The sequence below is a fragment of the Streptomyces sp. NPDC028298 genome, assembly GCF_055565895.1.
This window is the reverse complement of record NZ_JBVHTL010000001.1, coordinates 1,555,124-1,577,416: the sequence shown is the minus strand read 5'-3', so window position 1 is coordinate 1,577,416 and position 22,293 is coordinate 1,555,124. Positions and strand designations below refer to the sequence as shown.

Sequence of the window (22,293 nt, the reverse complement as noted above, 5' to 3'; positions counted from 1 at the left end):
GCATGGATCCCCGTGAACGTGTTCGAGCAGAGGGGACCCGACATCGGCACGCAGGCGGGGGTCATGAAGCGGCATGCACCAGGAGGTGGTCCCATGACCAGAGGGGCCTTCTCCACCGGACCAGTGGAGGAAGCGTCCGAGGGGACGATGGACGGACCGGACGGCGCGCAGCTCAGGCGCCGGCTCGGCAAGGCGGATCTGCGGGCGGTGCCCGAAGCACGCAGGGCGCTGAGGGAACACTTACGGCACTGGGGGAAACCGGGCAGGGCCGAGACGGCGGAGCTCTTGACCAGTGAGCTCGTCACCAACGCGTTGATCCACACGGATGACGACGCCGTCCTGACCGCGACGATCGGACCGGGCGGACTGCGCGTGGAGGTCCGGGACTTCGTGGGACGCAGGCCGAGACTGCGCGTACCGGACGCCGACGACGGTACGCACGGCAGAGGGCTCGTCCTCGTGCAGTCCCTGGCCGACGCCTGGGGCGTCCGGTCGCACGGGGTGGGCAAGGCGGTGTGGTTCGAACTGAACGGCGACGCGGTGTAGGAACACCGCGCCGCCGTCGTCGTGTGCGGGCCCGTCCGGAACTCCGGGCGGGCCCGCCGTGCCGTCTGCCGCTCAGCCGAACTGCTGTTCAAGGTCCTTGAGTTTGCGCTCCAGGGAATCGAGCCGGGGCAGGGCCATCGTGTCGTCCTCCGTGGTGAGGTCGACGGTGATCGGCTCGGTGCTCTTGCGGACGGGCGTGAGGGAGGGCCGCGACCGTACGGGAAGCTGCTCCGCGGTGGATATGGCAGGCTCCGTGGAGGCTCCGGCGGGCGCCCGCTCCACGGTCGTGGTCTCCAGTTCGCGTGCGCCCCCGCGTCCGGGGAAGCCGCGGTGACCGCGGCTGAGCGCCTTCAGGTGCGCCCGCTCCACCCGCTCCTCGTTGCGGCGGCGCAGCCGGTTCTGCTCCTTCTGGCGCCGGTCCTCGCGCACCTCGTCCACGGCCTCGTCCAGGGACCGGACGTTCTCCAGGAGCATCAGCGACCACGCGCTGTACGTCTCACGGGGTGCGCGCAGCCAGCGGACTATACGGATCTGCGGCAGCGGCCGCGGTACCAGACCCTGCTCGCGCAGGGCGGCCCGGCGGGTCTGCTTCAGGGCCCGGTCGAACAGGACGGCGGCCGACAGGGACATGCCGGCGAAGAACTGCGGAGCGCCCGCGTGGTCCACGCCCCTGGGCGCGTGCACCCAGTTGAACCAGGCCGCGGCACCGGCGAAGGTCCACACGAGTATGCGGGAGCCGAGCGCCGCGTCGCCGTGGCTGGCCTCGCGCACCGCGAGGACGGAACAGAACATCGCCGCGCCGTCCAGGCCGAACGGGACGAGGTACTCCCAGCCGTCGGAGAGGCCGAGGTTCTGCTGGCCGAAGCCGACCAGGCCGTGGAAGGAGAGTGCCGCCGCGACGGCGGCGCAGCAGAACAGCAGGACGTAGGAGGCGGTCCCGTAGACGGCCTCCTTACGCCTGCGGCGTTCCTCGGTGCGCTCCCACGAGTCGTCGCTGCTCGTGCTGTCCCCGGACCGCTTGCCGCGTGCCAGCACCGCCACCGCCGCCAGCAGGCCCAGGAGCAGAACGGCGCCTGGAAGCAGCCAGTTCAGCGATATGTCGGTCAGTCTCATCGGGGGTCCCTTGCATGGGGAGAGGGCGTAACGCCCGCCATAGTGGCCCAATCACATCGGCCCTCAGGGGGTTTCGGGGCAAGAGGCCGCCAAGGAAGTGCAAGAAGGTGCGCAGGGCGACTTTCTGCTCGAACTGCCGCGCGAGGGACGGGAGTTGAGTACGAATAAGACTACCCATACGGATGGTTCCGCGGAGGGTTCCCGTGACAAGTGAGGAAAGTGTGAAGCATCTGTGATCCGAGGATGCCCCCGGGTGCCGCGCCGGCTCCACGGGGGTGTCGCGACCGGTGTCAGGGTCCCGGCGCGCGTACGGTCGCGCGCTCGATCCCTTCGTGTCAACTCGCCTGGGCGACAGCCGACTTGGTGACGCGGTCCGCGTCGCAGGTGCGCGGGCAGGTGGCGCAGGTGTCGTCGGGGCGCACGGTGTAGAACAGGCAGCAGCTCACCCGGTCGCGGGTCGGCAGGGACTCCCCGCCGGGTCCGGTCAGTTCACGGAAGGCCGGTGAACCGACGTACGGACGGGTCGAGTCCGGGAGCAGCAGTTCGAGCTCGCGCATCGCGCGCCGCTCCTCGCCGAGCAGGCCGGCGACGTACCAGAGGCCTTCGACCACCTCGTCCGTGGCCATGCCCCACAGGGCCCGGCCGCGCCGCCGCATGCGGGGCCCGAATCCGCCGAGGAGCGGCTCCAAGTGCTCGGCCACCGCGGACCGCACCTCCGCGCGCAGCGCGTCCTCGTCCGGTACGACGCGGGCGCCCGGCAGGGCGGCGGCCGGGTCGTCCGGCAGGCAGGCGAACGTGGTGATCCGGACGGCCATCCGGCCGAGCTCACGCTGGAATGTGACGTCCTCCACAGGCAGGCGTGGCACCCGGCGCTGCAGGAACCACGGCACGGTGATCAGCAGGCAGGCCGGCCAGGCGTACCGGTGCAGTCCGAAGCCGGCCACGACGTCCGGCCGGGCCCGTGTGCCGTAGTCCCGCAGGACCTGGGCCTCGTCCCAGGCGAGGAACGCGTCGAGGTCGGGGCCGCCCTCGGCGAGCCGGGCGGCGGGGGCCCAACCCGCGCCGTGCGGGGCCGTTTCGCCCGCTCCCAGCTCCGTGACGCTCAGGCCGGGGAAGACCTCGGTCAGCCGCGCGTAGGCCTCGGCGACGGGCGACACGCCGACGGCGGGCGCGGCCGGACCGGCCGGGGCGGGCGGGGCCGCCGGGGCGGTCGTGGCGGCGTCGGCCGACAGCGTGGGAGTGGACATCCGGAACCATCGCTTCACGATCGTTGGCAGGTAAGGCTTACCTTACCCTGTCGCGCGGGTGTTTGAACCGGGCCCGTGTGCGCCTATCGTGCTTGACGGAGTGGTAACAACCGGCGTCACGAGCCCCCCGTACCACCGACGTACCACCGACCCGGAGGAGGAACCGTGGAACAGGCCGGTCCGCGCAGCGCGCACGGCTCCGCCGGGCCGTGGGCCCCGGACGTCCCCGCGGTCGCCTTCCGGGTTCCGCAGCAGGCGGGACCCGTGGACACGGGGCGGGTCAGGGCCGTACCCGCTGGAATCGCGGGCGACGGGTCCGGTGCCCCGCCCCTCGCCGGGCCGGACGCCGGTCACCCCGTCGTCCTGGCCTCGGCCCGCGGTGAGCACACGCACAGCGAGGCGCCGATCCCGCACCCGCGCACCGAGGACCCCCGTCCCGCCGTACGGGCGGACGAGGCCCGCCCCGCCGCGAACCCCGGGGGCGGCCGGCCCGCACCCGCCGACGAGACGCGTCCCGCCGCGCGCCCGGGCGACACCGGCCCGGGGGCCGGCCCCACCCGCACCGACGGGACCCGGCCCGGCCCGGACACCCAGGGCACCCGCGTCGGGCGCACCGAGGAGGCCCACCCGGCGGCCCGCGAGCCGAACACCCGCCCCGCGCACCGGGAGGAGGCCCGTCCCGCGCACCGGGAGGAGGCCCGTCCCGCGCACCGGGAGGAAGCGCGCCCCGCCGTCCGCGCCGAGGCCGCCCGGCCCGTCGTGCAGCGCGCCTCCGTGCGGGGCCAGGTCCTCGACGCCCTCCGCACCGCGCTCGTCGCGGGTGAACTCGCCCCCGGCGAGGTGTACTCGGCGCCCGCGCTCGGCGAGCGGTTCGGGGTGTCGGCGACGCCGGTCCGGGAGGCGATGCAGCAACTCGCCCTCGAAGGCGCCGTCGAGGTCGTCCCCAACCGGGGCTTCCGCGTCATCGAGCGCGGCACCCGGGAACTGGCCGAACTCGCCGAGATCCGGGGTCTGATCGAGGTCCCGGTGATGCTCCGGCTCGCGCGCACCGTGCCCGCCGCCCGCTGGGCCGAGCTGCGCCCGCTCGCCGAGGCCACGGTGCGGGCCGCCTCCTCGGGCTGCCGCGCGACCTACGCGGAGTCCGACCGTTCCTTCCACCGCGCGGTCCTCGCCCTCGCGGGCAACGCGCAGTTGGTGCGCATCGCCGACGATCTGCACCGCCGCGCCCAGTGGCCGCTCGTCGGCGGCCCCGTCTCCCGGGGCCGCGCCGACCTGGTGGCCGACGCGGCCGAACACACGGCGCTGCTGGACGCGTTGATGGCCGGGGACCTCCCGGTCGTCCAGTCCCTGGTACGAGAACACTTCACCGGCGCCCCCTGACGCCTGACCCCCGGGCCGAGCCGCACGCCGCTCAGCCCGCTCCGCCCGAAGCTGTGCGTTCCTCCGGGGAGCCCGCCCCGGTCGGGGCGGGACCGGACATGCGTCCTGGTGTGCCGTGATCAGGCCGTGGCCGCCGGTGGGGCCGGGGTCAACTGGTCTGCCAGCCACAGGGGGACGCCGCCGAGGAGGCGGAACAGGCGGCCCGCCTCCGCCCGCAGCCGCGAGGCCTCCGGCTCGGTCTCGGCGTCGGCGAGGGACGCCAGCGCCGGTGCCGTACCGACCAGGTACCCGAGCTCCTCCCGGATCCGCAGGGATTCGGCGAACCCCTGCCGGGCCTCCGCCAACTCCCCCTCGCGCAAGGCGATTCCGGCGAGGTGCCGCCAGGTGAAGGACAGCAGCAGCGCGTCGTTCTGGGCGGTCGCGCCCGCGTGCGCCCGCCGGTACGCGGCGCGGGCCGCCTGCGGCGCGTGCGCCAGGTTCTCGGCGAGCAGCCCGCGCCGGAAGTCCAGCAGCGCCCTGCCCGGCGCGCCCGGCGCGAGCAGCGCCGCGGCCCGGCCGAGCGCGGCCCGGGCCTCGTCGGCCCGGTCCCGCACACCCAGCAGGGTCGCCGCGTAGGCGAGTTGGCCCCGCTCACAGGCGGCGGCACCCCGCTCGTCGTCGCTCTGCGCCAGCGCCTCGGCGGTGCGCAGCGCGTCCTCCGCCTCGGCCCAGCCCTGCTCGGTGTAGAGACAGCGCTCGACCAGCAGCGACGCTCTCTGCAGCGCCGGCCCCGCCGCGTGCGGCTGGATCAGCGCGGCCGCGTCGGCCCAGCAGGCGCGCGAGCGCAGCCGCCATACCGCGGTCTGGAGTGGATCGTCCCCTGCAGTCGTTCCGGTACCAGACATGGCGGTATGCGCCACGTTGCCCTCCCCGAGCACACCATTGAGCTGTTGAGTGGTGGCATCTCAGCACGGATCACATGGCCCGGCCAAGAGGGTAGGTGAAGGATTTCACAAAGTCGTAGGTCCCGCGCCGGGCCGCGCGAGGCTCCCGGAGTCAGCTCATCCGCAGTGCCAGGAAGAAGTCCAACTTGTCTTCCAGCCTCGACAGATCACGACTCGTCAACTGCTCGATACGTCCGACGCGGTAGCGCAGCGTGTTGACGTGGAGGTGCAGACGGGCCGCACAGCGCGTCCAGGACCCGTCGCAGTCCAGGAACGCCTCCAGCGTCGGGATGAGCTCCGCGCGGTGCCGGCCGTCGTACTCGCGCAGCGGGTCCAGCAGACGGGCGGTGAAGGCGCGGCGCACGTCGTCCGGCACGAACGGCAGCAGCAGGACGTGCGAGGCCAGCTCCTGGTGTCCGGCGGCGCAGACCCGTCCGGGGCGGGCCGCGGCGACCCGGCGGGCGTGCCGTGCCTCCTCCAGGGCGCCGCGCAGCCCCTCGGCGGAGTGGACGGCCGCGCTGACGCCGATGGTGAGCCGGCCGTCGTCGTCCAGACCGGCCGACAGCGGTTCCCGTACGGCCGTCAGCAGACTGTCGGCGTGCAGACCCGGCTCGGAGCCGTCCTCGTCGGAGGCGACCGCCGGAAGCGGGACGAGCGCGACCGCCTCGTCCCCCGTGTGGGCGACGGCGATCCGGTCGGAGAGTTCGGGGCCCGGCGACAGCGGGTCGACGAGGATCTCCTCCAGCAGCGCCTGGGCGACCGGGCCGCCCTCGATCTCGCCGCCGTCCCACTCGACGCGCGCCACCACGACCTGCCAGTGCGGGGCCGCGCCGAGACCGGGAAGCAGCACCGGCGCCGCGACCCGCAGCCGGGCCGCGATCTCGGCGGGCGCGGCCCCCGTCTGGACCAGCTCCAGGACCTCCTGCGCGAGCCGTCGGCGCACCGTGCGCGCCGCGTCCCGCCGGTCCCGCTCCACCGCGATGAGCTGGGTGACGCCCTGGAGCAGGTCGAGCCGCTCGTCGGGCCAGTCCCCGGCGTCCGCCTCGACGGCGAGCAGCCAGTCGGAGAGCACCGTCTCGCGGACGTCCCGGAAGGCGCCCGTGGCCCGCCCGGAGGAGCGGACCGGGAAGAGCGAGTACATCGAAGACCCCACGGTCACCCGGTGCGGCCCCCGGCGCCCGCTGCGGACCGCCGCGAGGTGCGCCGCGGCCAGCTCGGCGCGGGTGCCCGCGGGCAGCGCGCCGCCCGCCAGCTTCGAGCCCGCGATGGGCCGTCCGGCGGGGGAGAGGACCCAGGCGCGCAGGTCGAGGTCGGTGCCGAGGAGATCGAGGACCACGTCGGGGCCGCCGCCCGCGGGGCCGGAGGTCATCATCCGCCGGTGCCGCTCGACCACGGCGGCCAGATCACCGGCGCGCTCGCCGGAGACCTGGCGCACGACGTGCTCGGTGATCGTGGCGAAGGCGACCGACTCGTTCACGGCGAACAGCGGCAGCCGGTGCCGGGCACAGGCCACGATCAGGTCGTCCGGGATGTCGCCGAGCTCCGCCTCGCCCGCGGCCAGGGCCGCCACCCCGGTGCCCACGAGGATGCGGACGAACGGCTCGGAGTCCTCGGCGTCGTGCCGCCAGGCGAGGCCGGTGAGGACCAGCTCGCCGCCCGAGAGGTAGCGGCTCGGGTCCTTGAGGTCGGTGGTCATCACACCGCGCACGGTGCGGTCGAGCTCGTCCTCGCCGCCGAGCAGCCGCAGGCCCAGCGCGTCCGTGTCCAGCAGTGCGCGCAGCCGCATTCTCGTCGCCGCCGTTCCTTGTCTCGAAATCTACGATGGACCAGTGTGAGGCCCTTCGGCGTCCCGGGCTCCGCGGAGCGGTCCGCGGGGTTCCGGTCACCGGTGGTACCGGTCCCGGGGCCTCGGGTTCCATCGGGCCGCGTCCCCGTTTCCACCCGGGGCCGTGTCCCTGCTTCCAGAGGACCGGCCGACTGTTTCCAGAGGGTTGTGCCGACTGTTTCCAGAGGGCTGTGCCGACTGTTTCCAGAGGAAAACGAAGAGGTTGCCGATGGCCTCGGTTCATACGAATCTACAAGATGCGCGCGCTGGCCAGCGAACTCCTTCATGGTTTCGGTGACTGACCCCGGTGCCGGAGTCCGCTGTCTACTGACCCCACTCCGCTGTTGAGACCTCTTGAACGAGCCGAGGACGCCGCACCCGATCTGGCTTGATCAGAACGCCCACGACACGAATGAAGAGAGCCACTCATGGACTTCCTTCGCCCCGCCAGTTGGGAGGAGGCGCTCGCCGCGAAGGCCGAGCACCCCACCGCTGTGCCGATTGCGGGTGGCACCGATGTGATGGTCGAGATCAACTTCGATCACCGCAGGCCCGAGTACCTGCTCGACCTGAACCGCATCGGGGAGCTGAGCGAGTGGGAGGCCGGCGAGAAGAGCGTGCGCCTGGGTGCCTCCGTCCCGTACACCCGGATCATGGAGCACCTGCGCCGTGAGCTTCCCGGGCTCGCACTCGCCTCCCACACGGTGGCCTCCCCGCAGATCCGCAACCGCGGCGGCGTCGGCGGCAACCTCGGCACCGCCTCCCCGGCCGGCGACGCCCATCCCGCCCTCCTCGCGGCGGGTGCCGAGGTCGAGGCCGAGTCGGTGCGCGGTTCGCGGATGATCCCGATCGACGACTTCTACACCGGCGTGAAGCGCAACGCGCTCGCGCCCGACGAGCTGATCCGCGCCGTCCACGTCAAGAACGCGGACGGACCGCAGCAGTACTCCAAGGTCGGCACCCGCAACGCCATGGTGATCGCGGTGTGCGCCTTCGGCCTCGCCCTGCACCCCGAGACCCGTACGGTCCGCACCGGCATCGGCTCGGCCGCGCCGACCCCGGTCCGCGCGAGGACCGCCGAGGAGTTCCTGAACGCGGCGCTGGAGGAGGGCGGCTTCTGGGACAACGGGAAGATCATCACCCCCTCGGTGGCCAAGCAGTTCGCCGCGCTGTGCTCCGCCGCCTGCAATCCGATCGACGACGTCCGCGGCACGGCGAGCTACCGCCGCCACGCGGTCGGCGTCATGGCCCGTCGCACCCTGACCTGGACCTGGGAGTCCTACCGCGGCACCGCCGCCCGTACGGAGGGAGTCGCGTAATGCGTGTCAGCTTCACGGTCAACGGCCGCAGGCAGGAGGCGGACGACGTCTGGGAGGGCGAGAGCCTCCTGTACGTCCTGCGCGAGCGGCTCGGCCTGCCCGGCTCCAAGAACGCCTGCGAGCAGGGCGAGTGCGGCTCCTGCACCGTCCGCCTCGACGGTGTGCCCGTGTGTTCCTGTCTGGTCGCGGCCGGCCAGGTCGAGGGCCGCGAGGTCGTCACCGTCGAGGGACTGGCCGACTTCGCCCAGCAGCGTACGGAACACGCCGGTTGTGCGGCGGGTGCGTGCAACGCGGGCGAGTCCGCGGGCGTTTCGCTCGACGAGGCCCAGCGCTGGGCGGCCAAGGGGCAGGACTCGCAGACCGGCGAGGGCACCGAACTCTCGCCCGTGCAGCAGGCGTTCATCGACGCCGGAGCCGTCCAGTGCGGCTTCTGCACCCCGGGTCTGCTGATCGCGGCGGACGAGATGCTGGAGCGCACCCCGAACCCGAGCGACGCGGACATCCGCGAGGCGCTCTCGGGCAACCTGTGCCGCTGCACCGGCTACGAGAAGATCATGGACGCGGTCCGCCTCGCGGCCGCCCGGCAGTCCGAGGCGGTCTGATCATGGGAACCACCGGCACACCGACGAACCTCACCCAGGGCTCCCGCACCAAGGGCGGCATCGGCGAGTCCACCCTCCGCCCCGACGGCACCCTCAAGGTCACCGGCGAGTTCGCGTACTCCTCCGACATGTGGCACGAGGACATGCTCTGGGGCCAGATCCTGCGCTCCACGGTCGCCCACGCCGAGATCGTCTCCATCGACACGGGCGAGGCCCTCGCCACCCCCGGCGTGTACGCCGTCATGACGTACGACGACCTGCCCACCGAGGTGAGGAACTACGGCCTGGAGATCCAGGACACCCCGGTGCTCGCGCACGGCAAGGTGCGCCACCACGGCGAGCCCGTCGCCATCGTCGCCGCCGACCACCCGGAGACCGCGCGCCGCGCCGCCGCCAAGATCAAGGTGGAGTACCGCGAGCTGCCGGTCATCACCGACGAGGCGTCCGCGACCGCGCCCGACGCGGTCCTCGTCCACGAGGGCCGCACCGACCACCACATCGGCCACGTCCCGCACCCCAACATCGTGCACCGCCAGCCGATCGTCCGCGGCGACGCCGAACGGGCCGCGGCCGGGGCCGACTTCGTCGTCCGGGGCGAGTACACCTTCGGCATGCAGGACCAGGCGTTCCTCGGCCCCGAGTCCGGCCTCGCCGTGCCCTGCGAGGACGGCGGCGTCGAGCTCTACATCGCCACCCAGTGGCTGCACTCCGACCTGCGCCAGATCGCCCCGGTCCTCGGCCTGCCCGAGGACAAGGTCCGCATGACGCTCTCCGGGGTCGGCGGCGCCTTCGGCGGCCGCGAGGACCTGTCGATGCAGATCCACGCCTGCCTGCTGGCCCTGCGCACCGGCAAGCCCGTCAAGATCGTCTACAACCGCTTCGAGTCCTTCTTCGGCCACGTCCACCGCCACCCCGCCAAGCTCACCTACGAGCACGGGGCGACCAAGGACGGCAGGCTGACCCACGTCAAGGCGCGGATCGTCCTCGACGGCGGCGCGTACGCCTCGGCCTCCCCGGCGGTCGTCGGCAACGCCTCCTCGCTCGGCGTCGGCCCTTACGTGGTCGACGACGTCGACATCGAGGCCATCGCGCTCTACACCAACAACCCGCCCTGCGGCGCCATGCGCGGCTTCGGCGCGGTCCAGGCGTGCTTCGCCTACGAGGCGCAGATGGACAAGCTCGCCGACGAGCTCGGCATGGACCGGGTCGCGTTCCGTCAGCTCAACGCGATGGAGCAGGGCTCGCTCCTGCCGACCGGGCAGCGCGTCGACTCCCCGGCCCCGGTCGCCGAACTCCTGCGCCGCGTCAAGGCGATGCCCCTGCCGCCCGAGCGGCAGTGGCTGTCCGCGGGTGAGGACGCGGACGTACGGCAGTTGCCCGGCGGCCTGTCCAACACCACGCACGGCGAGAGCGTCGTCCGCGGGATCGGCTACGCCGTCGGCATCAAGAACGTCGGCTTCTCCGAGGGCTTCGACGACTACTCGACCGCCCGCGTCCGCATGGAGGTCGTCGGCGGCGTGCCGGTCGCCACCGTGCACACCGCCATGGCGGAGGTCGGCCAGGGCGGCGTCACCGTCCACGCGCAGATCGCCCGCACCGAGCTGGGCGTCGCCCAGGTGACCATCCAGCCGGCCGACACCCGCGTGGGCAGCGCCGGTTCGACGTCCGCCTCCCGTCAGACGTACGTGACCGGCGGCGCCGTCAAGAACTCCTGCGAGCTGGTCCGCGAGAAGGTCCTGGAGATCGGCCGCCGCAAGTTCGGCACGTACCACCCCGCCTGGGCCACGGCCGAACTCCTCCTGGAGGGCGGCAAGGTCGTCACCGACGGCGGCGAGGTCCTCGCCGATCTCGCCGACGTGCTGGAGGACGAGGCCGTCGAGGTCGAGGCCGAGTGGCGGCACCGCCCCACCGAACCCTTCGACCTGCGCACCGGGCAGGGCGACGGCCATGTCCAGTACTCCTTCGCCGCGCACCGCGCCGTCGTCGAGGTGGACACCGAACTCGGGCTGGTCAAGGTCGTCGAACTGGCCTGCGCCCAGGACGTCGGCAAGGCGCTCAACCCGCTGTCCGTCATCGGCCAGATCCAGGGTGGCACCACCCAGGGCCTGGGCATCGCGGTCATGGAGGAGATCATCGTCGACCCGAAGACCGCGAAGGTGCGCAACCCCTCCTTCACGGACTATCTGATCCCCACGATCCTCGACACACCGACCATCCCCGTCGATGTGCTCGAACTCGCCGACGACCACGCCCCCTACGGGCTCCGTGGCATCGGCGAGGCCCCGACCCTGTCGTCCACCCCGGCCGTCCTCGCGGCGATCCGGAACGCGACGGGTCTGCGGCTCGACCGGACGCCGGTACGCCCCGAACACCTCACCGGGACCGCGTAGGCGCCGGGCAGTCCCCTCCGGGCGGCACCGGGAACGTCACAGGCCGCCGCGCCGCCCGGAGGCAAGTACGGCAACGGAGTTCCGCTCGTTCCTCTCGTTTCCCACGTTCGTCTCGGGCCGTCCCCCGGGTCGTGCGGCCGAAGCACCTTCCCAAATCCCGCAACCGCACCAGCGGTTGACCAGCCGTCAGGACGGCTGTCCGGGTGCCCCTTTGAACCTTGGGAGCAGGCCCACATGACCCAGCAGTCACTGGAGCCGAAGACCACCGCGCAGGACGCGGGCGCGGGCAGCCGCGTCCCGGCGGGACGGTCTTGGCTCGACCGGTACTTCCACATCTCCCGGCGGGAGAGCTCGATCGCGCGCGAGGTGCGCGGCGGCGTCACCACCTTCATGGCGATGGCGTACATCCTGCTGCTCAACCCCCTCATCCTGTCCGGCAAGGACGTGGCGGGGGACGTGCTCGGGCAGAAGGCCCTGATCACCGCGACCGCGTTCGCGGCGGCCTTCACCACCCTTCTCATGGGCTTCGTCGGCAAGGTGCCGCTCGCCCTCGCCGCCGGGCTCTCGGTGTCCGGAGTGCTCTCCTCGCAGGTCGTCCCGCAGATGACCTGGCCGCAGGCCATGGGCATGTGCGTGATGTACGGCGTGGTCATCATGCTCCTGGTCGTCACCGGGCTGCGCGAGATGATCATGAACGCGATCCCGCTGGCGCTCAAGCACGCCATCACCATGGGCATCGGCCTGTTCATCGCGCTGATCGGCCTGGTCAAGGCCGGTTTCGTGCACCAGGGCAAGGCCACCCCCCTCACCCTCGGCCCCACCGGTGAACTCGCCGGCTGGCCGGTGCTGCTCTTCGCCGCGACCCTGCTGCTGATCTTCGCGCTCCAGGCGCGGGGGGTCCCCGGCGCGATCCTCATCGGCATCGTCTCCGGCACGGTCGTGTCCGTCCTCCTCGACGTGACCGGCGTCATCGCCCCCGGACAGTGGGCCGGAGGCGCCCCCGAACTGCACGGCAGCGCCGTCTCGATGCCCGACTTCTCGCTCTTCGGCCAGGTCGAGTTCGGCGGCTGGAGCCAGGTCGGAGCCATGACGGTCGGCATGATCGTCTTCACCCTGGTGCTCGCCGGGTTCTTCGACGCGATGGCCACGATCATCGGTGTCGGCACCGAGGCCGGACTGGCCGACGACCGCGGCCGGATGCCCGGCCTGTCGAAGGCGCTGTTCATCGACGGCGCGGGCGGAGCGGTCGGCGGAGTGGCCGGAGCCTCCGGGCAGACGGTCTTCGTCGAGTCCGCCACCGGCGTCGGTGAAGGCGCCCGCACCGGTCTGTCCTCCGTCGTCACCGGCCTCCTCTTCGCCGCCTGCCTGTTCTTCACCCCGCTCACGGCGATCGTCCCGGGCGAGATCGCGGCGGCGGCCCTGGTGGTCATCGGCGCCATGATGATGACGAACGCGCGCCACGTCGACTGGGCCGACCGTGCCACCGCGGTCCCCGTCTTCCTGACGGTCGTGATCATGCCGTTCACCTATTCGATCACCGCGGGCGTGGCGGCCGGTGTGATCAGTTACGTCGCCATCAAGACCGCCCAGGGCAAGGTCCGGGAGATCGGGGCCTTCATGTGGGGTCTGACGGCGGTCTTCTTCGTCTACTTCGCGCTCCACCCGATCGAGGGCTGGCTGGGCGTCCGCTGACGCCGAGCCCCTTCCACGCAACCGCCGTCAAGGAGACCGAGACATGCTGGACATCGCCGAAGAACTGCACCGGTGGGTCGAGCAGGGCCGCGACTTCGCCGTCGCCACCGTGGTGGCGGTCGGCGGCAGCGCGCCCCGCCGGCCCGGCGCCGCGCTCGCCGTCGACAGCGAGGGCACCGCGATCGGCTCGGTCTCCGGCGGCTGCGTGGAAGGAGCGGTCTACGACCTGTGCACGCAGGCGCTGGAGGACGGCGAGACCGTCCTCGAACGCTTCGGCTACAGCGACGACGACGCCTTCGCGGTCGGCCTGACCTGCGGCGGCGTCATCGACATCCTCGTCACCCCGGTCCGTGCGCGGGACACCGCCCGACGGGAGGTGCTCGCGACGGCCCTGGCCGCCGCGGCCGGTGGGGAGACGGCGGCGCTGGCCCGCGTCGTGAGCGGGCCCGCCGACCTTCTGGGCCGCGCCCTCCTCGTACGTCCCGACGGCTCCCATGAGGGCGGCTTCGGCGCCCATCCCGGACTCGACCGTACGGTGGCGGGCGAGGCGGCGGCCCTGCTGGACGCCGGCCGCACCGCCACGGTGGAGATCGGAGAGCAGGGCTCTCGTTGCGGAGCGCCGCTCACGGTCCTCGTGGAGTCCTCGGTCCCGCCCCCGCGCATGATCGTCTTCGGCGCCATCGACTTCGCCTCGGCGCTGGTCCGGGTGGGCAAGTTCCTCGGCCACCGCGTCACGGTCTGCGACGCCCGCCCGGTCTTCGCGACGGCGGCCCGCTTCCCCGAGGCGGACGAGATCGTCGTGGAGTGGCCCCACCGCTATCTGGAGCGCACGGAGGTCGACTCCCGGACCGTCCTGTGCGTCCTCACGCACGACGCCAAGTTCGACGTCCCGCTGCTCCGGCTCGCGCTGCGGCTCCCCGTGGCGTACGTCGGTGCCATGGGCTCGCGCCGCACCCACCTGGAGCGCAACGAACGGCTGCGCGAGGTGGGCGTCACCGAGATGGAACTGGCCCGCCTCAGGTCGCCGATCGGCCTCGACCTCGGGGCGCGGACCCCCGAGGAGACCGCCCTGTCGATCGCCGCGGAGATCGTGGCCGAGCGGCGCGGCGGAAGCGGGGTCTCCCTCACCGGGGCGCACACCCCCATCCATCACGACGCGCCCGCGGTCCCGGTGCGGCGGATCGGCTCGGTGGCCTGAGGAAGGGCTCCCGCCCGGGCCGCGCCTCAGGCCGTGGGCCCGGCCCACGGTGCCTCGCGCCATGGGGTCGGCCCACGCTGCCTCACGCCGTGGGCCCGGCCCCACGGGCCGTTCCGCGGATTTCGGCCGGGTTCTTCCGTGCCCCGTATTTTTGTGCCCCGTATTGACGCACGGCCGCCTCTCGGCGAACCTCCTGTGGGAGCGCTCCCGCAAGTCCCTCGTGACCGTTGCGACCCCGGAGTGAACCTGTATGAGACGACGCACGCCCATCTGGCTCGCCGCCCTGTCCGTCGGTCTGGCCGCCCTCTTCGCCGCGCCCCCGGCGCAGGCCGCGCAGCCCGCAGGCCGCGGACCGTCGCTGTACGTCCCCGACGCCAACCCGGCGGCCTATCAGCAGGCCCTCGGCCTCGCCCGGGCCGGCCGGCTCCGCGACGCGGCGGGCATCCTCGCGATGGTGAACACCCCGCAGGCCGTGTGGTTCGGCGACCAGACACCGGCCGAGGTCGAGAAGGAGGTCCGCGCGGTGGTGCGCGACGCGGACCGCCACGGCGCGATCCCGGCGCTGGTGCTGTACGACATTCCCGGCCGGGACTGCTCCAACTACTCGGCGGGCGGCGCCGCGAACACCGCGGAGTACCAGGCCTGGATCGACGCGGTGGCCCGTGGGATCGGGCGCGGCGACGCGATCGTCACCCTCGAACCCGACGCCCTGGCCCTGCTGCCCTCCGACTGCGGCCAGGACGACGCGCAGGGCACGAAGACGGCCGCGCGCTACACCGAGGTCAACTACGCGGTCGACGCGCTGGAGCCGCTGCGCGGCACGAAGGTGTACCTCGACACCGGGCATCCGGGCTGGCACTCCGTCAACGACATCGTGCCGCGCCTGGTCCGGGGCGGGGTGGCCCGGGCCTCCGGCTTCTACACCAACGCCTCGAACTACCAGACCGACGACGCCAACTCCTGGTACGGCAAGCTCATCTCGTCCTGTCTGGCCTACGCCGACGGCGGTGGCGACGCCGCCGAGTGCCCCAACCAGTACTGGCCGCGCGCCGACGCCCAGACGTGGATCGACGCGCACGTGACGACCCCGCCGTCCCGGATGAAGCACTTCGTCACGGACTCCAGCCGCAACGGGCAGGGCACCTGGACCCCGCCGGCCGGCAAGTACACCGACGCGCAGGACTGGTGCAACCCGCCCGGCCGCGGCCTAGGCGCCCGCCCCACGCTGCGCACCGGCGACCCGCTCCAGGACGCCCGCCTGTGGATCAAGACACCCGGCGAGTCGGACGGCCTCTGCCTGCGCGGGACCGCGGGCCCCGAGGACCCCGAACGCGGCACCGTCGACCCGAAGGCGGGCGACTGGTTCCCCCAACAGGCACTGGAACTGGTCCAGTCGGCCGAACCGCCACTGCTGCCCGGAAAGTGAAGGACGCGGGCCCCGGTCGTCGCCGCTCTGGCGTGCGGCCGGGGCTCAGCCCCGGTCCAGCAACCCGTCCACCGCCCGCCCGAACATCCACCGCGCCGACCCGCCCAGCGGCCGGTCGGCGCACCCGGGGAGTCCGCGTACGCGCAGGTCCTCGCGCCAGACCACCCGTGAACCGCCGCCGTCCGCCGGGTGCACCTCGAACTCGGCCCAGCCCGTGACGAACGTGCCGCGCTTGACCAGGCGGCACGTTCCCGGACCCTCGCCGTCCGGCGGACTCCACGCGACGACCTCCATCGGGTCGTCGAACGCGAGCGGCCCCAGTCCCGACCGTGCGACGAAGACCGTCCCCTGCCGTGTCGGCGCGGGCGTGCGCACGGTGACCCGGGTCAGCGGGACGACGTCGGCGTGCCGGGGCCAGTCGGTCAGCCGCCGCCAGCTCTCGGCGACCGGGTGCCGGGACACGCGTTCCAGGACGAAGAGGACCACGGGACGATCGTAGGCGCCGGAAGGGCCGTGGACCGGACGTGCACTCCCGGGCGTCCGGGGTGTTGGCCGACGAGGCCCCCGGAGCCGAACACCCCGGTGGCCCGGCGCCCCCGCGCCCTGGCGGCCCGGCGCCCCTGGTGGCCCGGCGCCTCTGTGGCCCGGCGTCCCGGTGGCCCGGCGCCCCCGCGTCGCAGGGGCCCGGCGATCCGGCACCGTCAACGGCTTCGGCCGGGTCGCCCCCGGCAAGGTCAACGGCTCCGGTCCGCCCGTCCCGGGCAAGGTCAACGGCTCCGGTCCGCCCGTCCCGGGCAAGGTCAACGGCTCCGGTCCGCCCGTCCCGGGCAAGGTCGACGGCTCCGGTCCGCCCGTCCCCGGCAAGGTCGACGGCTCCGGTGCCCCCGCCACGGTCCCCGCCAACGCCTCCGGTCGGTCAGCGGCTGTCGTCCTGCCGCCCCGGTCCGTGGCCCGGGCGGTGTACGCCGGCCGTGCGGCCCACCAGCAGGGCCATGGCCATCAGCCGGCGCCAGTCCAGGGTGGGCTGGACCGCGGGGACGCCCGGGCGCTTCCTGGGGACGCGGACGCGCAGCGCGCCCGGTTCGACACGGCAGCGGACCGGGGTGGGCAGGACCATGGCCTCGCCGTCGATGCCCGCCTCCAGCTCGGCGCCGTCGGCGGTCACGACCACCTCGCGCGCGGTGAAGACCGACAGGCCGTGCGGGGCGGGGGCGAGCAGCAGGGCCGCTGCCTCGACCGCGCTGTCCACCTTGACGCCGAGGACCCCGAGCAGCCCCGAGTCCAGCCGCTCGCGCCGGCCCAGACCCGCCGGGTCGTTCGTGCGGTAGGGGTTGTTGCTCACCAGCACGGCCTGCGGCGCCTCCAGTGTCGTACCGGCGGCGTGGGCGGTCAGCTCGGGCCCGCGCTGGCGGGTGAGGAGGTCCGGCAGGAGCTCCAGGATCGTGCCGATCTTGTCGTCCCGGTACGCGGGATCCTGGACGACCGCCGCGTACGCCCCGAACGAGGCGTTGTTGACGAACGGGTGCTCTCCGGCGAAGCCGAGGTCCACCCGCAGTTCGACCCCGTCCTTCAGCGCGTCCAGGCAGGTGCTGGGGTCGTCGCGGTCGAGACCGAGGTCCATGGCGAAGTGGTTGCGGGTACCGGCCGAGACGACGAGGAACGGCAGACCGTGTTCGGCGGCGACCGCCGCGACGAGCGCCTGCGTCCCGTCGCCGCCCGCCACGCCCAGCAGGTCCGCCCCCTCCGCGACCGCCTGCCGGGCCAGAACGGTGACGTCCTGGTGCCGCTCCGGGTCCAGGAGCACGACCCGGGCGCCGAGCCGTTCGGCCTTCTCGACGAGGCCGAACCGCTCGACCTTGCCGCCCCCCGACCGGGGATTCATGATGACGACCGGCCGCCGCGGCGGCGGAGTGCGGTGCTCCTTCATGGCCCGGACCCGGCCACGGGCGCTGCGCAGGGCGTAGCGGCCGCACCACACGGCGACGATCCACAGCACGGGGGACAGCAGCAGGGTCCACAGGAGCGTGATCGCGAGGACCACGACGACGGCGAGCGGCAGCACGACGGCGAGCAGGCCCGCGATCCAGCGCACCGGGCCGCGCCGGGTCAGCGCCCACCACAGCGCCGCGGCCGCGACGGCCATGGCGGCCAGAGCGGCGAGCAGGAGCAGGAAGCCGCGCACGCCCCCGAAGGCGAGCGGGAGTGCCACGGCGAGCGCCGCCGCCGCGAGCGAGGCTCTCGCCGCCCATCGTTCGCGGGCCGGTGGCCCCGTCTGCGTGCTCATCGTTCCTCCACCGGTCGGTCCGTCCGGCACCGCGGCCGCCGTCCGAGGGGGCGCCGCCTCACGCCGGTCACGCGAAACCGGATGCCCGCGCGGCGGACGTCCATGTCCGACGTGCCGGGCCGGCCCTCATGAGGTCACGCTGCCACGAGCCGGGCCCCGGCACCACGAGGCGGCCTGTGTCCCGCCCCGGTTTCGCGCCGAGGACCCCATCGGTTCCCGGCCCGAAGGCGGCCCGGGGGCCTCACCCGCCGGACGTGGGCCGGGCGGCGGTGACGAGGCCGCCTTAGAGGTGTTCCCCGGTCACCCTCCGGAAGCCGGGCGGGCGGGCGGCTCGGGCAGCCGGGCCGACGGGCCCAGCCGGGTCCGGGCCTCCGGCGGGATCAGCGTGCCGTGTCCGGCCCCGCACACGACCGCCGCGCGCACCTGCTCGCCGCACTCCGCGTGCACGACCTCCAGCGGCGGCCCCTCGGGATCCGCCGTGTAGCGGTCACCCCACTGCTTGAGGGCGATCATGGCGGGCCACAGGTCCCAGCCCTTGCGGGTGAGCCGGTACTCGTTACGGGTGCGGCTGCCGGGCTCGCTGTACGGCACGGTGTCCAGGATCCCGACCGCGACCAGCTTCCGCAGCCGGTCCGCCAGCACGCTCTCGGAGAGCCCGACGTGGCGCCGGAAGTCGTCGAAGCGCCGTACGCCGTTCATCGCGTCCCGCAGGACCAGCATCGACCACTTCTCGCCGACCAGGTCGAGCGTCCGCTGGACCGTGCAGTTCTCGGTGCTGGTGTCGAGCCACGTCATGGGCCCCATCGTAGGCTGACTGTGAGATTGACATCCAGGTGTCGCGCTGGCTAGCTTCGGTCGTACCGGCTGACTGTGAAAAACAGAGTCAGCTCGCCGAGCGGGGAGTGTGGGAGAACCATGGGCAGGTCTCGTACGTACGACTGGGAGGACCCGGCCGTCTCCGCGGCCGCCGTAGCCCGGTACAGCGGTCTCGACTTCCTCCGCGAGATGCAGGCCGGACGGCTCCCCGCGCCGCCGATCTCCGCGACGCTCGGCATGACGCTCGAAGAGGTCGAGCACGGCCGGGTGGTCTTCTCCCTGGTTCCCGGGGAGGAGCACTACAACCCGATCGGAAGCGTCCACGGAGGCATCTACGCCACCTTGCTCGACTCGGCGGCGGGCTGCGCTGTGCAGTCCGTGCTGCCCCACGGCACCGGCTACACCTCGCTCGACCTGAACGTGAAGTTCCTGCGCCCGGTCACCGTGGACACCGGCAGGGTCCACGCCGTCGGCACCGTCCTGAACAGCGGCCGCCGCACCGCGCTCGCCCAGGCGGAGCTCTTCGACACCTCCGGCCGGCTGCTCGCCCACACCACCAGCAGTTGCCTGCTCTTTCCCGTCTGACCCCCGTCGCCCCGCCCGTTCGTGCCGCAGCCCCGCCCGTTCGCGCCGGCCGGCCGGCGGCCCCGGGGCGGGGGAGTGCCGGGCGTCGCCGGGCAGGCGGGACTCCGCGGACATGCCCTAGCGTGACGGCGTATGAGGACCAGCCTGCCGAGACTGCCCCTGGACGCCGTTCCGCGCCTGATCATCTCGTTGCTCCTCGGTGCCGCGGTCGGCGTGGCCGTCGGCTTCTCGAACGACGTCTTCCTGGGTCTGCTGGCCGGAATCGCCGGGACGGAGCTGTTCTTCGTCCTGGCGGGCTGGGCGGTGCTGTGGCCGATGAGCGCCGAGGCGACCCGCGGCAGCGCGTGCCGGGAGGACCTGCGCCCGCTGACCGACGAACTCGTCGTGGTCGCCGTCGCCCTGTGCGGGCTCGGCGCCATCGCGCTGCTGCTCCTGCGCGGCGGCAGGTCCGGCCACGGTGACGCGGCGGCCGTGACCGCCCTGTGCGGAGTGTTCCTGGCCTGGGCCGCCCTCCACCTGATGTACGCCACCCGTTACGCCTACCTGTACTACGACGGGAACGGCGGCATCGACTTCAACACGGACGACCCGCCCGCGTACCGCGACTTCTTCTACTTCAGCTACAACCTCGGGATGACCTACCAGGTGTCCGACACCAGCGTCTCCAGCGCGCAGATTCGCTCGATCGTACTGAGGCACTGCCTCCTGTCGTACGTCTTCGGCACCAGCATCCTCGCCACGGCCATCAACGTCGTCGTCGGACTCGTGAGCGGCTGACCCCGGCGGAGGAGCGGTCCGTTCTGGTGCGGTTTGCCCCGGGACCCAGCAGGATGGGAGGAAGAACCGTCCGGTCCGTGCGCGACGGACACCTCCGCGTCCCATGAGGAGGCCGACTCTTGGCCGAGCCACAGGCTGTGATCTCCCGACCGGCCAGGGCCACGGTGTTCCTCGTGGTCACCGTCACGCCGGGGCACGAGGACACGGTCCGCGGTCTGCTGGAGGACGTCTCCGGACTGCGCCGCTCCGTCTCCTTCCGGGCCCCGGCCGACGAACTGGCCTGTGTCGTCGGCATCGGATCGGCCGTCTGGGACCGGCTGTTCAGCGGTCCCCGTCCCCGGGAGCTGCACCCGTTCGTGGAGTTGACGGGCAGACGCCACCGGGCCCCGGCCACGCCGGGAGACCTCCTCTTCCACCTCCGGGCCCGCCGCCAGGACCTCTGCTTCGAACTGGCCCGGCTCATCGTGGAACGGCTGGAGGGCGCGGCCACGGTGGTCGACGAGGTCCACGGGTTCAAGTACTTCGACGAGCGCGACCTGCTCGGCTTCGTCGACGGCAGCGAGAACCCCGAGGGCCCCGCGGCCGTCGACGCCGTGGTCGTCGGCGACGAGGATCCCGCCTTCGCGGGCGGCAGTTACGTGATCGTCCAGAAGTACCTGCACGACCTGCGGACCTGGAACGCGCTGCCGTCGGACGAACAGGAACGGGTCATCGGGCGCACGAAGCTTGCCAACACCGAACTCCCCGACGAGATCAAACCGGCCGACTCCCACGTCGCCCGCAACACCGTCACCGACGAGAACGGCGACGAACGCAAGATCGTGCGGGAGAACATGCCGTTCGGCACCCTGGGCGAGGGCGAGTTCGGCACCTTCTTCATCGGCTACGCGCGCACCCCCGAGGTGACCGAGCAGATGCTGCGCAACATGTTCCTCGGAGACGCCCGGGCCGCGCACGACCGCATCCTCGACTTCTCGACCGCGATCACCGGCTGCCTCTTCCACGTGCCGCCCGCCGGCTTTCTCGACGACCTCCCCGCCGCCCCCGGCGAGCGGGAGGAGGACGGCGGCGCGGCGGACCCCGACGATGTGACCGGCGAGCCCGCCCCCGGCCCCACCCCCGCGGACGGCGAGCCCGCCCCCGCGAACGGCTCACTGGGGATCGGCAGCCTCAAAGGAGTCCGCACATGACGACCGCACCCGACGCCATCACCCCCGGCGCCGCCGGCACCGGCAACCTGCACCGCGAACTCGCACCCGTCACCCCCGCCGCGTGGAACGAGATCGAGGACGAGGCGCGCCGCACCTTCCGGCGCAACCTCGCCGGCCGGCGCGTCGTGGACGTCACGGGCCCCGACGGGCCGGTGCTCGCCGCCGTCGGGACCGGCCATCTGTCCCGCATCGACGGGCCGTCACCCGGTGTCGCGGCCCGGCTGCGTCAGGTTCAGCCCCTGGTCGAGCTCACCGTGCCGTTCCGGGTGAGCCGCGACGCCGTGGACGACGTGGACCGGGGCGCCCAGGACTCCGACTGGCAGCCGGTCAAGGACGCCGCCCGGACCATGGCGTTCGCCGAGGACCAGACCGTCTTCAACGGATACGCGGCGGCCCACGTCGAGGGCCTGCGCACCCGGACGTCCAACCCCGTGCTCCGTCTCCCCGCGGAGCCCCGCGACTTCCCCGACGCCGTCAGCCACGCCCTGAGCACCCTCCGGCTGGCCGGCGTGCAGGGCCCGTACGCGCTGCTGCTGGGCGCGGAGGCCTACACGGCGGTCAGCGAGACCTCCGACCACGGTTATCCCGTAGCCGCCCACCTCGGCAGACTGCTCGACGGCCGGCTGATCTGGGCCCCCGCCGTGGAGGGGGCCTTCCTGCTCACCACCCGGGGCGGCGACTACGAACTGCGCCTCGGCGAGGACCTCGCCATCGGCTACACCGCCCACGACGCCACGGGCGTCGACCTGTACTTCCGCCAGACCCTGACCTTCCTCGTCCACACGGACGAGGCCGTCGTGGCACTCGACCCGTCGACCGCCACGGGCGGGGACACGAACGGGGACGGCGACCCCGGCAGGGGAGCGGTCTGAACCCGGCGGACGCACGCGTGCCACCCCGGCGGGGCGGGCACGCGCGCCGGTCCGCGGGCCCGGCCGGATCCGGTTTTCCGGCGCTCG

19 protein-coding genes are annotated in these 22,293 nt (G+C 73.2%); 12 read left to right on the top strand and 7 right to left on the bottom strand.

From position 1 onward, the window contains the following. Positions 1-93 precede the first annotated feature (93 nt). Positions 94-546, top strand: a complete 453-nt coding sequence (locus ACZ4TO_RS06905; protein ID WP_468023619.1) for an ATP-binding protein — start codon at positions 94-96, stop codon at positions 544-546. Between the two features lie 72 nt (positions 547-618). Here ACZ4TO_RS06905 and ACZ4TO_RS06900 read toward each other — a convergent pair whose 3' ends face one another. Further along, positions 619-1,659 carry a DUF2637 domain-containing protein gene (locus tag ACZ4TO_RS06900; RefSeq protein WP_382788462.1) on the bottom strand — a complete coding sequence of 347 codons (1,041 nt, stop codon included), beginning with the start codon at positions 1,657-1,659 and terminating at the stop codon, positions 619-621. Between the two features lie 335 nt (positions 1,660-1,994). Then, entirely contained in the window at positions 1,995-2,906 is a 912-nt protein-coding gene (locus ACZ4TO_RS06895; RefSeq protein WP_468023618.1) for a (2Fe-2S)-binding protein, read from the bottom strand. A 405-nt stretch (positions 2,907-3,311) separates the two neighbouring features. On the opposite strand from ACZ4TO_RS06895, the gene ACZ4TO_RS06890 reads away from it, so the two are divergent. Further along, complete coding sequence (locus ACZ4TO_RS06890) at positions 3,312-4,286, top strand: GntR family transcriptional regulator (protein ID WP_468023799.1); 975 nt, start codon at positions 3,312-3,314, stop codon at positions 4,284-4,286. A 119-nt stretch (positions 4,287-4,405) separates the two neighbouring features. Here ACZ4TO_RS06890 and ACZ4TO_RS06885 read toward each other — a convergent pair whose 3' ends face one another. Next, positions 4,406-5,185, bottom strand: coding sequence for a hypothetical protein (locus ACZ4TO_RS06885; protein ID WP_382788458.1), 780 nt, complete (start codon positions 5,183-5,185; stop codon positions 4,406-4,408). A gap of 136 nt (positions 5,186-5,321) precedes the next feature. Next, positions 5,322-6,995: a PucR family transcriptional regulator gene (locus tag ACZ4TO_RS06880; RefSeq protein ID WP_382788456.1), complete on the bottom strand. Its 1,674-nt coding sequence runs from the start codon at positions 6,993-6,995 to the stop codon at positions 5,322-5,324. A 467-nt stretch (positions 6,996-7,462) separates the two neighbouring features. Between ACZ4TO_RS06880 and ACZ4TO_RS06875 the strand changes: the two genes are divergently transcribed. The 6 genes from ACZ4TO_RS06875 (at position 7,463) to ACZ4TO_RS06850 (ending at position 15,661) form a co-directional block, all read left to right on the top strand. Next, on the top strand, positions 7,463-8,353 hold the full coding sequence (locus ACZ4TO_RS06875; protein ID WP_382788454.1) for an FAD binding domain-containing protein: 891 nt from the start codon (positions 7,463-7,465) through the stop codon (positions 8,351-8,353). Next, positions 8,353-8,955, top strand: coding sequence for a (2Fe-2S)-binding protein (locus ACZ4TO_RS06870; RefSeq protein WP_468023617.1), 603 nt, complete (start codon positions 8,353-8,355; stop codon positions 8,953-8,955). The genes ACZ4TO_RS06875 and ACZ4TO_RS06870 overlap by 1 nt, the downstream gene beginning before the upstream one ends. Before the next feature lie 2 nt (positions 8,956-8,957). After that, on the top strand, positions 8,958-11,345 hold the full coding sequence (locus ACZ4TO_RS06865) for a xanthine dehydrogenase family protein molybdopterin-binding subunit (RefSeq protein ID WP_468023616.1): 2,388 nt from the start codon (positions 8,958-8,960) through the stop codon (positions 11,343-11,345). A gap of 234 nt (positions 11,346-11,579) precedes the next feature. Beyond that, positions 11,580-13,037, top strand: a complete 1,458-nt coding sequence (locus ACZ4TO_RS06860; protein ID WP_382788448.1) for an NCS2 family permease — start codon at positions 11,580-11,582, stop codon at positions 13,035-13,037. A 43-nt stretch (positions 13,038-13,080) separates the two neighbouring features. Next, positions 13,081-14,235, top strand: coding sequence for an XdhC family protein (locus tag ACZ4TO_RS06855; protein WP_382788446.1), 1,155 nt, complete (start codon positions 13,081-13,083; stop codon positions 14,233-14,235). Positions 14,236-14,485: 250 nt separating this feature from the next. Further along, entirely contained in the window at positions 14,486-15,661 is a 1,176-nt protein-coding gene (locus ACZ4TO_RS06850) for a glycoside hydrolase family 6 protein (RefSeq protein ID WP_385041138.1), read from the top strand. 45 nt (positions 15,662-15,706) lie between these two features. Here ACZ4TO_RS06850 and ACZ4TO_RS06845 read toward each other — a convergent pair whose 3' ends face one another. From ACZ4TO_RS06845 to ACZ4TO_RS06835, 3 genes are all read right to left on the bottom strand, one after another. After that, a complete protein-coding gene (locus tag ACZ4TO_RS06845) occupies positions 15,707-16,147 on the bottom strand; it encodes an SRPBCC family protein (RefSeq protein ID WP_468023615.1) in 441 nt (146 codons plus the stop codon). Positions 16,148-16,577: 430 nt separating this feature from the next. Continuing rightward, entirely contained in the window at positions 16,578-17,945 is a 1,368-nt protein-coding gene (locus tag ACZ4TO_RS06840) for a diacylglycerol/lipid kinase family protein (protein WP_385041152.1), read from the bottom strand. 300 nt (positions 17,946-18,245) lie between these two features. Beyond that, positions 18,246-18,740: a winged helix-turn-helix transcriptional regulator gene (locus tag ACZ4TO_RS06835; RefSeq protein WP_468023614.1), complete on the bottom strand. Its 495-nt coding sequence runs from the start codon at positions 18,738-18,740 to the stop codon at positions 18,246-18,248. A gap of 120 nt (positions 18,741-18,860) precedes the next feature. Between ACZ4TO_RS06835 and ACZ4TO_RS06830 the strand changes: the two genes are divergently transcribed. The 4 genes from ACZ4TO_RS06830 (at position 18,861) to ACZ4TO_RS06815 (ending at position 22,206) form a co-directional block, all read left to right on the top strand. After that, positions 18,861-19,346: a PaaI family thioesterase gene (locus tag ACZ4TO_RS06830; RefSeq protein ID WP_468023613.1), complete on the top strand. Its 486-nt coding sequence runs from the start codon at positions 18,861-18,863 to the stop codon at positions 19,344-19,346. Between the two features lie 132 nt (positions 19,347-19,478). Next, the gene (locus tag ACZ4TO_RS06825; protein WP_468023612.1) at positions 19,479-20,123 is read left to right on the top strand and encodes a DUF1345 domain-containing protein; all 645 of its coding nucleotides are present in this window, start codon (positions 19,479-19,481) and stop codon (positions 20,121-20,123) included. A gap of 119 nt (positions 20,124-20,242) precedes the next feature. Further along, positions 20,243-21,313 carry a Dyp-type peroxidase gene (locus tag ACZ4TO_RS06820; RefSeq protein WP_468023611.1) on the top strand — a complete coding sequence of 357 codons (1,071 nt, stop codon included), beginning with the start codon at positions 20,243-20,245 and terminating at the stop codon, positions 21,311-21,313. Next, the gene (locus tag ACZ4TO_RS06815) at positions 21,310-22,206 is read left to right on the top strand and encodes a family 1 encapsulin nanocompartment shell protein (protein ID WP_468023610.1); all 897 of its coding nucleotides are present in this window, start codon (positions 21,310-21,312) and stop codon (positions 22,204-22,206) included. Before ACZ4TO_RS06820 ends, ACZ4TO_RS06815 begins: the two co-directional genes overlap by 4 nt. Positions 22,207-22,293 lie beyond the last annotated feature (87 nt).

Excerpts from the sequence above, each read along its gene's own strand:
- ACZ4TO_RS06905 (WP_468023619.1), top strand. The coding sequence starts at position 94 with ATGACCAGAGGGGCCTTCTCCACCGGACCAGTGGAGGAAGCGTCCGAG.
- ACZ4TO_RS06900 (WP_382788462.1), bottom strand. The coding sequence starts at position 1,659 with ATGAGACTGACCGACATATCGCTGAACTGGCTGCTTCCAGGCGCCGTT.
- ACZ4TO_RS06895 (WP_468023618.1), bottom strand. The coding sequence starts at position 2,906 with ATGTCCACTCCCACGCTGTCGGCCGACGCCGCCACGACCGCCCCGGCG.
- ACZ4TO_RS06880 (WP_382788456.1), bottom strand. The coding sequence starts at position 6,995 with ATGCGGCTGCGCGCACTGCTGGACACGGACGCGCTGGGCCTGCGGCTG.
- ACZ4TO_RS06875 (WP_382788454.1), top strand. The coding sequence starts at position 7,463 with ATGGACTTCCTTCGCCCCGCCAGTTGGGAGGAGGCGCTCGCCGCGAAG.
- ACZ4TO_RS06870 (WP_468023617.1), top strand. The coding sequence starts at position 8,353 with ATGCGTGTCAGCTTCACGGTCAACGGCCGCAGGCAGGAGGCGGACGAC.
- ACZ4TO_RS06865 (WP_468023616.1), top strand. The coding sequence starts at position 8,958 with ATGGGAACCACCGGCACACCGACGAACCTCACCCAGGGCTCCCGCACC.
- ACZ4TO_RS06860 (WP_382788448.1), top strand. The coding sequence starts at position 11,580 with ATGACCCAGCAGTCACTGGAGCCGAAGACCACCGCGCAGGACGCGGGC.
- ACZ4TO_RS06855 (WP_382788446.1), top strand. The coding sequence starts at position 13,081 with ATGCTGGACATCGCCGAAGAACTGCACCGGTGGGTCGAGCAGGGCCGC.
- ACZ4TO_RS06850 (WP_385041138.1), top strand. The coding sequence starts at position 14,486 with ATGAGACGACGCACGCCCATCTGGCTCGCCGCCCTGTCCGTCGGTCTG.
- ACZ4TO_RS06840 (WP_385041152.1), bottom strand. The coding sequence starts at position 17,945 with ATGAGCACGCAGACGGGGCCACCGGCCCGCGAACGATGGGCGGCGAGA.
- ACZ4TO_RS06835 (WP_468023614.1), bottom strand. The coding sequence starts at position 18,740 with ATGACGTGGCTCGACACCAGCACCGAGAACTGCACGGTCCAGCGGACG.
- ACZ4TO_RS06830 (WP_468023613.1), top strand. The coding sequence starts at position 18,861 with ATGGGCAGGTCTCGTACGTACGACTGGGAGGACCCGGCCGTCTCCGCG.
- ACZ4TO_RS06825 (WP_468023612.1), top strand. The coding sequence starts at position 19,479 with ATGAGGACCAGCCTGCCGAGACTGCCCCTGGACGCCGTTCCGCGCCTG.
- ACZ4TO_RS06815 (WP_468023610.1), top strand. The coding sequence starts at position 21,310 with ATGACGACCGCACCCGACGCCATCACCCCCGGCGCCGCCGGCACCGGC.